The organism is Jatrophihabitans sp., assembly GCA_036399055.1.
Classification (GTDB): domain Bacteria; phylum Actinomycetota; class Actinomycetes; order Mycobacteriales; family Jatrophihabitantaceae; genus Jatrophihabitans_A.
The window spans coordinates 101,621-113,641 of record DASWNX010000035.1 but is presented as its reverse complement, the minus strand read 5'-3'; the positions used below and the strand labels follow the sequence as shown (position 1 = coordinate 113,641).

The window sequence follows — 12,021 nt, the reverse complement described above, 5'->3', positions numbered from 1 at the left end:
ATCACCCGCGCCATGGCCGACCAGGCCCGCACCATCCGCATCCCGGTGCACATGGTCGAGGTCATCAACAAGCTCGGCCGCATCCAGCGGGAGAAGCTCCAGGAGATGGGCCGCGAGGCCACCACCGAGGAGCTCGCGGTGGAGATGGACGTGACGGCGGAGAAGATCCTGGAGATCCAGCGCTTCGCCCGCGAGCCGATCAGCCTGGACCAGACCATCGGCGACGAGGGCGACAGCCAGCTCGGTGACTTCATCGAGGACTCCGAGGCCGTGGTCGCGGTGGACGCGGTGTCGTTCACGTTGCTCCAGGACCAGCTGCAGTCGGTGCTGCACACCTTGTCCGAGCGGGAGGCGGGCGTGGTCAAGCTCCGGTTCGGGCTCACCGACGGCCAGCCCCGCACCCTGGACGAGATCGGCCAGGTCTACGGCGTGACCCGTGAGCGGATTCGCCAGATCGAGTCCAAGACCATGTCTAAGCTGCGTCACCCGTCCCGGTCCCAGGTGCTGCGCGACTACCTGGACTAGGCAAGCGACTGAGCTGGGCCGGCAGCGCCGAGACGACCTCTCCACGCCAAGACCTCTCCATGCCGTGTCCGGCTGTGGAGAGGTCTTCGGCGTTTCGGGCAAGAGGGCCGTAGCGACTTGGCCTGCTCAGCCAGGCGAGCTGCCACTCCTCCCCACAGTGGCTTTGCCGGTGGCGTTCAGCCCTGCCTCCCAGGCCGCCAGCAAGCCGGCGCCCATGCGCCGGGGACTGACCGTGGCGAGCAGGACCACGTCCTGGAGCGCGCCCCCGCGCGGGCGCAGGCCAGCGACAGCAGGAGCGCTCGGCCCGACCCCGAGCTGGGCATGTGCTGCCACGACCTGCCGGCGCCGGCCAGGAGTCCACAGCGCCCGCTCGGCTGCCTCGTAGGGGTGCTCTCCACACCGGGAAACAGCGTCGGACCGCCGTGCGCGAGCGCACGACGGTCCGACGGTGAGTGAGCTGCGAACAGGAACGCAGCCTGACTTGGGCCTAGCTTGCGACCTGCTCCTTCGGCTTGCCCGGCAGCAGCAGGCTGGCCACGGCCGCTCCAGCCATGAGGCAGGCACACACCGCGAAGCCGAGCGTGAACCCCGACGACGTGGCGTCGATGACGTTCTGGCCGGAAGCGACCTTGTCGGCCGTCTTCGTGGCGGCAAGAGTCGCGATCACAGCCAGCCCGATCGCGCTGCCCAGGGTGCGGGTGACGTTGGCCATGCCCGAGGCGAAGCCCATGTGCTCTGGCGCCACCCCGGTGACCGCGGCCATGCTCATGGGAATGAAGGTGAGAGCCAGGCCGGGGCTGACAATCAGCGACGGCAGGATGACGTCGTTCCAGATACCGCCGGAGGGCGTGATCCGGGCGAACATGATGAGGCCTGCCGTGGCGATCAACGAGCCGAGCAGGATGACGGCCCGGATGCCGATCCTCGGGATCAGAGCAGGCGCGAGGAAGGCGCACGCGGTGAGCATTCCGGTCAGCGGGAGGTAGCTCAGGCCGGTCTTGAGCGCCGAGTAGCCCAGCACCTGCTGCTCGTACAGCGACAGGCAGTAGAACATCGCCAGCAGCGAGGCGCCGACGAAGACCGCCACCACGTTGGCGCCGCTCACCGCCCGGCTCCGGAAGATGGAGAAGACGACCAGCGGTTGCTTGGCGACCTTGGCCTCGTAAGCCACGAAGGCGATCAACAGCAGGAGCGCGATGAACAGCAGGCTCAAGGTCCGAGTGGAGCCCCACGCGTGGTCTTGCGTCTGCACGCAGGCATACACCGCGAGGCTTGTGCCCGCCGTCACCAGGATGGCGCCCAGGATGTCGAAGCCCTTGGCGCTGGTCCGCTCTCCGTCAGCCGGCAGGTAACGCTTGGCGCCCCACAGCAGCAGCAACGCGATCGGGAGGTTGATGAAGAAGATCCAACGCCAGCCGGGCCCGCTGGTGAACAGCCCGCCCAGGATCACACCGGCGGACGTGCTGATGCCGGTCGTGGTTCCCCAGACACCGAACGCCTTGTTACGAGCCTTGCCCTCAGGGAAGATGACTCCGATCATCGCCAGGGTCATCGGGGAGACGAACGCCGCCGACAGGCCCTGCAGCGCACGTCCAGTGGTGAGCAGCCCAGCGCTGGTGGCCACGCCGGTCACCAGAGAGGCCACCGCGAACACGGCGATGCCCGTCGTGAAGACCCGGCGCTTGCCGAACAGGTCGCCAGAGCGCCCACCCAACAGCAGGAATCCACCGAAGAGCACGGTGTAGGCGCTGACTACCCACTGCAGGGTGTTATCGCTGAAGCCGACGTCAGACTGGATCGCAGGCAGGGCGACGTTCACTACGGTGATGTCCAGCGACTCGATCAGCTGGGCCAGGCACAGGACGAAAAGCGCCCCGGTGTATTTGGCGGTCCATACAAAGGGTGGAGCTTCGGGCGGTGTCTCGCCCGTAGCGTCCATGGCAGAGGTGGTCAAGGGGTTCTCCGTTGAAAGGGGTGACGGGGGGGGATTAGCAGGAAAGCAGCGTTTTACCGATGACATCACGACCTTCAACAGCAGCATGCGCATCGGCTGCGCGTTCCAACGGAAAGATCTGCCCGATGACCGGCTTCAGCCGGCCTTCAGCGGCTTGGGCCAAGGCAGCAGCGCTCAGGGTGTTGCTCTCGCTGGGTGAACGCAGCTGCGCGCCACCCACGACGGTGACTCCGCGCAATACGATGTCGCGCACAGAGGCGTCGGTGTAGGAACCACTGGCCATGCCGAAGGCGCTGATGCGCGACAGGGGCGGGGCGATGTCGAAGATCGACCGTCCGGCTTCGCCGCCGACGCCGTCGAAGACCACGTTCAGGCCCTGGCCCTCGACGGTCTTCTTCAACTGCTCGGTCCAGCCCTGCTCGCGGTAGTCGATGGTGACGTCCGCGCCGAGGGAGCTCGCGTGCTCGCACTTGCGCTGGCCGCCGGCCACGGCGATAACGCTGCTTGCCCCGGCTGACACCGCCAGTTGGACGAGCAAGCCGCCGACGCCGCCTGCGGCGGCGGTGACCAGGACGACCTCGTCCTTGGCCAGGCGGCTGGCCCTCAGCACCGCCAACGCAGTGCGGCCATCGGCTAGCAGGGCCACCGCGTCACCGGCCGGCGTTGCGTCCGGCACCGGGATGACCATGGCCTGATTGACCACCACCCGGTCGGCGTACCCACCGGATCCACCTGTCGGTGACACCACCCGGTTGCCGACGAGGGAAGGGTCCACGTCGGAGCCGACCGCAGAGATGACGCCTTCGACTCCGTTGCCCGGGAAGTAGGGCGTTGGCGGAAGCGGCCCGGACCATGGCGGCCGCCCAGCTCGCACCTGGGTCTCGACGAAGGTGACGCCGGCGAACTCGACGTTGATCAGGACCTGGCCGGGGCCAGGCGTCGGATCGGCGACCTCTTCGAGCTGGAGCACATCGGGCGGCCCGAACTGGGTCAGGCGAATCCTGCGCATGTAATGGCTCCTTTGTTTTCGGAGCATTCTGCTCCGATTCATAAACTGAGTGTAGCGCTCCGTTTGAAAGGCGCCAATGAGCGCCGCGATCGCTGGCTACACTCGGTGTGTGACCCGTCGTAGCAGCAGCGAGACAGCACGCCCCGGCCTGATCGACCAGCAACCGGAGCAGCCGCCACTCGACCGCTTCCGAGGACGCCAGGCAGAAGCGGCTGTCAATGACGCCCGAGTCCTGGAGGCCGCGCGAGAGATTTTCGCCACCGCGGGCTGGGAGGCGCCGGTGTCGCTGGTCGCGCAGCGAGCAGGAGTCGGCATGGGTTCGCTCTACCGGCGCTATGGCAGCAAGGAGGACTTGCTTCGGCACTTGTGCCTGCTCTCACTGCAGCAGATGAAGACCGAGGCCGAAGCCGCCCTCAACGATCCGGCCGACAGCGACTGGCACAAATTCGAGGCCTTCGTACGCAGATGCGTGTCCCACCGAGCTGGGGCGTTCGGGCCGATCGCCGGTCATCTACCCGCGAGCGAGGAGATGTCCCAGGCGGCCGAGCAGGTCAATCACAAGGTACAGAAGCTGGTCAAGCGCACCCAGCGGGCCGGCGCCCTTCGCCCTGACGTGACCGCGGTCGACATCTACCAACTGCTTGAGCTGTTCAGCCGGAGTGAGCGGGTCACCGAGCCGCAGTCCCACGGCGACACCGTGTCAGACCTACAGGCCATCAGGCACGAACGAATCCTGACAATGGTCCTCGCCGGCCTGCGACCAGAGGCCGCGGAGCTGCACTCACTGCCGCGAGCGCCCAGCTGGCGCAATTACCGAGCGCAGTGGGCTACCGCGGCCAACGAGCGCCCTGACCTGTCCTAGCCTCCGCGCTGGGGACGCGAGCTCAGCTGAGCGACCTCAAGCATGCTGTCGAGATCGAGCGAGGAGTCCTCTCGCAGGATCGCGTCATGCAGAGCGCGGATTCGGTAAGGCGGCTCCAAGCCCATCTCTTCGGCGAGCAGCTTGTGCAGGCGCCGGTACCCGTCCAGCGCCTCACTCCTGCGGCCGGCCCGGTACAACGCCACCATCACCTGCGCGCAGATGTCCTCCCGCATGGGGTGCTGCAGGTTGAGAGCGAGCAGCTCGCCGGTGACTTCGGCATGCTGGCCCAGCTGCAACATCGACTCCATCAGGATCACCTGGGCCGCCATCCGATTCTCTTCCAACCGGGTGATCTCGACCAGCAGCAGCGGACCGGGCTCTATGTCGACCAGAGCAGGGCCGCGCCAAAGAGCCAGCGCGCTACCCATTATCTCCGCTGCCTCACTGTAACGACCGAAGCTGAACGCCACGACACCTCGCTGGCGCAGCTTCTCGAACTCATCGGCGTCCAGGCCGCCTGATTCCAGGATCAACTGGTACCCGCCTGGCCGGGTCACCAGAACCTTCTTAGGATCGCAGGTGGTCGGGTCGGCGCTGCCCTCGCGCACCAACCGGCGCAGCTGGAGCACGTAGGTCTGCAACGTGGTCCGGGCACTCGGCGGCGGCCACTCCGACCAGAGCTCTTCGACTATCGAGCCGACCGACACGATGGAAGGCGCGTTCAAGGCCAGCAGTGCGAGCATCTGCCTGGGCTTGGCGGCACTGGGCGCGGCGAAGTCGCCCGGTCCGTCGGTGATCATGGGCCCTAGCAATGAGACTTTCACTCTGCTTCTCCGATGCTCCTGTGGCACCTGACCACTTCGCGAATGACTGGCTGTTGCCAGGTGTGCTAGGTAGGAAGAGAGCGAGCGTGAACGCCTCTTACCTGAATCTCGCGTGCAGGAACAGACAGCGCACTGGCGCGGGAAGCAGCTGTTCTTGCTACGCCGTGGTAAGAGCGAATACCGACCACGGCGCGAGTAGAGAACTCTTCGAAAAGCGCGCCAAATTCGTGCCATCACGCGCAGCTGACGGCGCATGACCGGCTCAAACCGTTGCCGCGTATCCTACGGGATTTCAACCAAATGGACAATAGACGCTTAAAGTGCTGCAGATAACACTCGCATTTGACGCAGTCAGCTTTTGCTCACGCTGCGGTCACCGGGCGAGCTGTGACCGCAGGGCAACTCGACCGTCACTCAAGTCGTTCCCGACTCCAGTGTCGCAGGCTTACCAACGTCTGCGTTGCGCTTCCGCAGCGCAAAAATCGGAGGATTCTCATATGACAAGCCTGACTCTCGATCGACTGCGCATGATCATGCGCGACTGCGCTGGCGAGAACGAGGCCATCGACCTGAACGGTGACATCGGCGAAGTCACCTTCATGGACCTCGGTTATGACTCGCTCGCGCTGCTCGAGACTGCCAGTCGCCTTGAGCGGGAGTTCGACGTGAGCCTTGAGGACGACAGCGTGAGCGAGGAAGAGACCCCCAACGCCCTCATCGAGCTGGTCAACGCGAAGTCGAGTGTTCCAGCTCAACAGTCCTGAGCCTGCGCCGCCGCCTTCGCACCGCAGTGCCCGAAGCCGAACCGGCCGAGGCACTGGGGTGCGAGGCCGCGTGAACTATCCGCCAGAGCAGGCGCTGAGGCAGCGGTCCCGCACCGCCCGCGGGCGTTGCCGAGACTGCCTCGCCCAGAGCCCCGCCGGACTGGGACTGCCCGCCCCTCGCGGCGAGCAGGACGCATAGCACCGCAGCCAGCTCGCTGTCGTCGGGGTTTCCCGACACCACCTCGATCCCACCGTCGGCGGAGGTCATTGAGGTTGATTTCCGTGCTTGCGGTGATCCAGCGTCGACTGCTTCGTGCTCAGCATGCGCAGCGTCGCGATCAGCCGTGCCCGGGTTTCTGCCGGGTCGATCACTTCATCGACCAGACCTCGCTCAGCGGCGTAATAAGGATGCATCAGCTCATCCTCATATTCGCGTAGCCGTTCCTGCCGGGTCTGGTCGGGGTCCTCGGACCGCTCGATCTCGCGACGGAAGATGACGTTCGCCGCCGCTTCTGCGCCCATGACCGCGATCTCGTTCGTCGGCCACGCGAAGGAGACGTCGGTGCCGATCGATTGCGAGTCCATGACGATGTAGGCCCCGCCATAGGCCTTGCGCAGGATGACTTGCAGGCGGGGAACCGTCGCGTTGCAATAGGCGTACAACAGCTTTGCCCCGTGTCGGATGATTCCGCCGTGCTCCTGCTCGACGCCGGGCAGAAATCCTGGGACGTCGACCAGCGTGATAAGAGCGATATTGAACGCGTCGCACATTTGCACGAACCGCGCGGCCTTCTCACTGGAGGCGATGTTCATCGCGCCGGCGAGTTTCGCGGGCTGGCTGGCGACGATGCCGACCACCTGCCCGCCCATCCGGGCGAGGGCGCAGATGACGTTCTCCGCCCAGCGCTCGTGGACCTCGAGAAACTCCCCGTCGTCCACTATCTCCTCTAGAACCGCGCGCATGTCATAAATTCGATTCGCCTCGACCGGAACGATGTCCAGAAGGCGCTCGGTGCGGCGGTCTGACGGATCGGCAGTCGGGTGGACAGCCGGCGTCTCATGACTGCTGGCCGGCAGCAGCGACAGCAGGTAACGCACTTCGCTGAGGCAGTCGGCCTCGTTGTCATGGACGAACGCCGCCACACCGGACTGCTCGGCGTGCACGTCGGCGCCACCGAGCTCGTTGTGAGTCATCACCTCACCGGTCACCGCGGCGACCACGTCGGGGCCGGTGATGAACATCTGCGAGATCTCGCGCACCATGAAGACGAAGTCGGTGAGAGCAGGCGAGTACGCCGCGCCTCCGGCGCACGGGCCGAGGATGACGCTGATCTGCGGAATCACTCCTGAGTTGCGGACATTGCGCTGGAAGATGCCGCCATAGCCCGCCAGCGCTGTGACCCCCTCCTGAATCCGAGCGCCTGCTCCATCACACAGACCTACGATCGGCGCTCCGGTGGAGTAGGCCAGATCCATCACCTTGTGGATCTTCTCCGCGTGCGCCTCGCCCAGCGCGCCACCGAAGATCCTGAAGTCGTGCGCATAGGCGAACACGGTTCGCCCGTAGACCAAACCCCACCCGACCACCACGCCGTCGGTGTGCGGTTTACGCGCGTCCATGCCGAAACTGGTGCTGCGGTGCCGGCGCATGGCTTCGATCTCGGTGAACGTTCCCTCATCGAAAAGCAGGGCAAGACGCTCACGGGCGGTCAGCTTGCCCTTGCCGTGCTGTGCTTGGGTGGCCGTCTCATGAGGACCGGAGTGAACCTCTTGGCGAAGCAGCAGGAGGTGCTCCACCTTCTCCCGCATCTGACTGATCCGGGTCACCGGATCCTCGGGCCGCTGGCCTCCGGCGGGAACGCCGTGCCGCTGGACGGGTGCGCGCATCCGCTTGTCGACCGAGGTCATCGCTGCGCCCTGCGCCCTGGGTCGGCAGCGCTCACCGGGTCAGCCTTCCTGATCATCACAACGTCGCACCACAATCGCGGAGTTGAACCCGCCATAGCCGCGGGCCAGCACCAGGACAGCAGCCAGACCCGGCGCCGGCCTGGGCGTGTCACGCACCAGGTCGAGTTCGTCGGGCCACCTGGGACTGCTGATGTTGACGGTCGGCGGAATGCATTCGTGGCGCATGGACAGCAGCGCGGTGGCCACGTCCAGCGGCCCACCGCCTGAGGCCAACCGACCCGTCATCGTCTTGGGCGCCGTGACCGGCACACCACGAGCGCCGAAGAGCGAGACCAGCGCACGCACCTCGTCCTGGTCGCGGTCTGCCACCCCTGAAGCGTCGGCGAACACGGCGCCGATCTGACTCGGCTCCAGCCCGGCGTCATGCAGCGCCATCTGAGCGGCTCGCAGAAGGCCAGGCTCACCACCGGAACCGGGACGGGGGTCGAACGTGGCCGCATAACCGGCGATCTCGCCATAGGCCCGAGCCCCACGAGCCGCCGCGACCTCGGCGTTCTCCATCACCAGAAGCGCGCCGCCCTCCCCCAGCACCTGGCCGTTGACCCGCTGGTCGAAGGGAAGGTAAGCAGCCTCGGGCTTGTCACTGGCTGACAACCGGTCGCTCGCCATCTGCGCGACCCAACCCCACGGGCACAGCGACCCGTCCACCGAGCCTGTGATGAGCAGGCCCGAGCCCTTACGCACCTGACGCCGCGCCTGCGCGATGGCGTCCAGGCCGCCGGCGTCGTCACTGACGAGTACGCCGCTAGGCCCGCGAAGGTCGTGCTTGATGGAGATTTGGCCGCTGTTCACCGCGTAGAACCAGGCGAAGGACTGGTAGGCGCTGACGTACTTGCTGCCGCTGCCCCAGAGTGCTTGCAGTTCGCGCTGGCCGAACTCGAAGCCTCCGGCAGAGCTCGCCGTCACCACACCGGCTGAGAATTCGGGCAGCTCAGGCTCAGCCATGCCGGCGTCGGCCAGCGCCTCGACCGCCGCCACCAGTGACAGCCGCGTGACCCGGTCGGTCTGGGGCAGCAACCGGCTTGGAATATGGGCCTTGGGGTCGAAGTCGAGGATCTCTCCGCCCAGGACGACCGGATAGGAAGCGGTGTCGAAGGAGGTGATCGGGCCGATGGCGCCGCGACCGGCGAGCACCGATTTCCAGTAGTCCTGCACGCCGAAGCCGTTCGGCGCCACCACCCCGATGCCGGTGATGACGGCCGACGCGGTGGAGGCCGTCCGGCTGCTGCTCGACGCTTGGGTTGACGTGGTGGCGGTCATGCGCGATTCCCATCCGGCTTAGTGAGGACCATCGCGCTCTGGAAGCCGCCGAAGCCGCTTCCCACAGTGAGCACGGTGTCGACATCGACCTCTCGAGCGGTCAAGGGGACGTAGTCCAGGTCGCATTCAGGATCAGGTTCGGTCAGGTTGGCGGTGGGCGGCACCACGCCGGTGGCGATCGTGAGCGCGCACGCGGCGATCTCCAGCGCGCCGACAGCGCCCAGCGAATGACCGATCATGGACTTGATCGAGCTGATCGGCACCTTGCGCGCGTGCTCACCGAGTGACCGCTTGAACGCCGCGGTCTCATGGCGGTCGTTCTGCTTGGTCCCTGAACCGTGGGCGTTGATGTAGTCGACCGCGTCAGGGTTGACCTGAGCCTCGTCGAGGGCGACCCGGATCGCCTCGGCCAACTCACGGCCATCCGGACGGAGCCCGGTCATGTGGAACGCGTTGCACCGCGAGGCGAAACCAGTGATCTCGGCGTAGACCCGGGCGCCCCTGGCTCGGGCACTCTCATACTCCTCGAGTATGAAGACCGCGCAGCCCTCACCCAGGACGAAACCGTTACGGGTGCGGTCAAACGGCCGGGAGGCATGCTCGGGGTCGTCGTTGCGCGGCGAGGTGGCCTTGATCGCGTCGAAGCAGGCAAGGGTGATCGGCGAGATCGGCGCCTCGGTGGCCCCGGCCACCATCACGTCGGCCGAGCCTTCGCGAATCAACTCCACCGCGTGGCCGATCGAGTCCAGCCCGGAGGTGCATCCGGTGGAGACCACGGTCGCCGGGCCCTGAGCGCCGATCGACCAGGCGACCTCGGCCGCGAAGGAGCTGGGCACCATGTGGTCGTAGAGGTTGGGGATCGCGTACTCGTGGTCCACCACCCACTTGGAACCGCTGTTGCTGACGATGTTGTACTCACGGTCCAGGCTGGTGGTGGCGCCGACCGCGCTTCCGATGGTCACACCGATTCGATGCGGGTCCAGCGCGGACAGGTCCATGCCGCAATCGGCTGCCGCTTCCCGCGCGCTCACCACGGCGAACTGGGCCGCGCGATCCATCCGGCGGCACTCCTGGATGTCCAGGCCCTCCAGAATGGGGTCGAAATCGGCTTCAGCAGCGATCTGCGACCGGAACGGGCTTGGGTCGAAATGGGTCACCCGCCTGGTGGCGGTCCGTCCCTCGGTCAGCAACGACCAGAATGACTTCACCCCGGTACCCCCGGGCGCAGTCACGCCGATCCCAGTGATGACAACTCTTCTATGCACGACCGTTCCTTCCGTCATAACGCGGGCGCCGAGTCACGCATTAGCACTGAATCCGCATCAAAGCCTTAACTCCTATATCCCTGCTGGAACTGCTCTGGAACGACCGATCGAGACAGCGGCGCAGCCGCGGCAGCACGGGGGTCACGCAGTGAAGTGACGTCGGCTACACCGGAGCGGCGCACGCACACGCCACCCCCGACCCGGCCCGGCCTAGCTCGCGCAGCTGTCAGCCCGCGGCCGTCTCCAGGGCGGCCACCCTGGCCAGTTCAGCCGCCCCATAGGCGGCGCCTGCGGTGTCGAACTGCAACCCGACGTGACCGGCGGCGCAGTGCACGTCACGCCATGCGCGCTGCACCTGCCCGGTCTCGGCCTGCCCTCTGGCGCCCTCTGAACGGAACAGCCGCTCCACCGCGCCGACCAGCAGCTCGGTGGCCAGGGTGTAGTCACGTCCGCACCGAGCCATCACCGCGGCGTTGACGGGGCCGTGATCGGCGACCCACGCGACACGGTCGAGCAGCAGCGCCGCGGCGTCGATCTCACCCGCTGAACGCGCCAGGGTCAGTTGGACGGTGCTGCGATCGGCCATCGGCTTTCCGGTGGCGTCACGCCGGGTGCTCATCCCCTGCGTCCACGCCGCCAGCGCTCCTCGGGCCGAACCCAGAGCCGGCGCGGCGAAAGTCAGGCCGGCGAAGACCCGGATCGAGACCGTGTGACAGCGCGCCGTGGACTCGGGGCTGTTGCCAGCCTGCATGTCCGAGCGAAGGAAGCTGCGATGAGCCGGCACGAACGCGGAGTCCAGGATGAGCGTGCTGCTCCCGGTGCCGCGCAGGCCGACGTTGAACCAGGTGTCCTCGATTCCGAAGTCCGAACGCGGCACCGCGAAGAACCTCGGGCCCAAGTCGTCGTCACCGCCGCTGGAGGAGCCGCAGACCAGCGCCCAGTCGGAGTGATCCACCCCACTGGTGAAGGGCCACCTGCCCGAGACCCGCCAACCACCGGCCACCGCTTCGACCGATCCGCCGGGCACGAGCGCGCCCACGACCAGCGAATCCGGTCCCCGCTCCCACAGCTCGCGCTGGCCGTCGATCGGAAGGAAGGCGCCCATCCGGGCCGCGCTGCCGAAGACCGAAGCGCACCAAGCCGCCGAACCGCAGGCCTCGCCCAACGTCGCGATGGCATGGGAGAAGTCACTGAAGGAGCCGGCGGCGCCACCCCACCGGCTCGGGACGAAATGACGGACCACGCCGGCCTCGACGATGGCCTCAACGACCTGCGGCGACAGCTTGCGCTCCGTTTCGGCGAGCTCTGCGTATCGAGTGGCTTCCGCGGCCGCGAGGCTCAAGGCAAGCGGAGTCAAGTCCAGGTGGTCATCGGCAAGAATTTGCTCGGTCACGCTGATCACCTCTCAGTGCGTCGATGGATGAGGCCTGACCGCGGCATGGGAGGGATCCGTCCGGGCGAAGGCTGCGCGACGATCGCTGTGCTAGGCGCCTCAGCGGCATCGGAATCAGTCGATGCCATCGTCACAAGCACCCGGGCAGTCTGGCGGATTCGGCTCAAGCAGGTCTGGAGGCAGCCTGGATCGAGGCG

General features: G+C 66.6%; 10 protein-coding genes. 3 read left to right on the top strand and 7 right to left on the bottom strand.

Features of this window, described 5'->3' with window-relative positions:
* Positions 1 to 525 (top strand): sigma-70 domain-containing protein (locus VGB75_16395; protein HEY0168626.1); only part of this gene is annotated, 525 nt, incomplete at its 5' end.
* Between the two features lie 487 nt (positions 526 to 1,012).
* On the opposite strand, the gene VGB75_16390 is transcribed toward VGB75_16395, so the two are convergent.
* Positions 1,013 to 2,479, bottom strand: a complete 1,467-nt coding sequence (locus tag VGB75_16390; protein ID HEY0168625.1) for an MFS transporter — start codon at positions 2,477 to 2,479, stop codon at positions 1,013 to 1,015.
* A gap of 34 nt (positions 2,480 to 2,513) precedes the next feature.
* The gene (locus VGB75_16385) at positions 2,514 to 3,488 is read right to left on the bottom strand and encodes a zinc-binding dehydrogenase (GenBank protein HEY0168624.1); all 975 of its coding nucleotides are present in this window, start codon (positions 3,486 to 3,488) and stop codon (positions 2,514 to 2,516) included.
* 109 nt (positions 3,489 to 3,597) lie between these two features.
* On the opposite strand from VGB75_16385, the gene VGB75_16380 reads away from it, so the two are divergent.
* A complete protein-coding gene (locus VGB75_16380) occupies positions 3,598 to 4,350 on the top strand; it encodes a TetR family transcriptional regulator (GenBank protein ID HEY0168623.1) in 753 nt (250 codons plus the stop codon).
* Here the strand turns inward: VGB75_16380 and VGB75_16375 are convergent.
* Positions 4,347 to 5,150, bottom strand: coding sequence for an AfsR/SARP family transcriptional regulator (locus tag VGB75_16375; protein HEY0168622.1), 804 nt, complete (start codon positions 5,148 to 5,150; stop codon positions 4,347 to 4,349). The two genes, VGB75_16380 and VGB75_16375, sit on opposite strands and share 4 nt — an antisense overlap.
* Before the next feature lie 521 nt (positions 5,151 to 5,671).
* Between VGB75_16375 and VGB75_16370 the strand changes: the two genes are divergently transcribed.
* Positions 5,672 to 5,938 carry an acyl carrier protein gene (locus VGB75_16370; protein ID HEY0168621.1) on the top strand — a complete coding sequence of 89 codons (267 nt, stop codon included), beginning with the start codon at positions 5,672 to 5,674 and terminating at the stop codon, positions 5,936 to 5,938.
* A 264-nt stretch (positions 5,939 to 6,202) separates the two neighbouring features.
* Here VGB75_16370 and VGB75_16365 read toward each other — a convergent pair whose 3' ends face one another.
* From VGB75_16365 to VGB75_16350, 4 genes are all read right to left on the bottom strand, one after another.
* A complete protein-coding gene (locus VGB75_16365; protein HEY0168620.1) occupies positions 6,203 to 7,846 on the bottom strand; it encodes an acyl-CoA carboxylase subunit beta in 1,644 nt (547 codons plus the stop codon).
* A 39-nt stretch (positions 7,847 to 7,885) separates the two neighbouring features.
* A complete protein-coding gene (locus VGB75_16360; protein ID HEY0168619.1) occupies positions 7,886 to 9,166 on the bottom strand; it encodes a ketosynthase chain-length factor in 1,281 nt (426 codons plus the stop codon).
* A complete protein-coding gene (locus tag VGB75_16355; GenBank protein ID HEY0168618.1) occupies positions 9,163 to 10,449 on the bottom strand; it encodes a beta-ketoacyl-[acyl-carrier-protein] synthase family protein in 1,287 nt (428 codons plus the stop codon). Before VGB75_16355 ends, VGB75_16360 begins: the two co-directional genes overlap by 4 nt.
* A 208-nt stretch (positions 10,450 to 10,657) precedes the next feature.
* Entirely contained in the window at positions 10,658 to 11,824 is a 1,167-nt protein-coding gene (locus VGB75_16350; GenBank protein HEY0168617.1) for an acyl-CoA dehydrogenase family protein, read from the bottom strand.
* Positions 11,825 to 12,021: the final 197 nt, after the last annotated feature.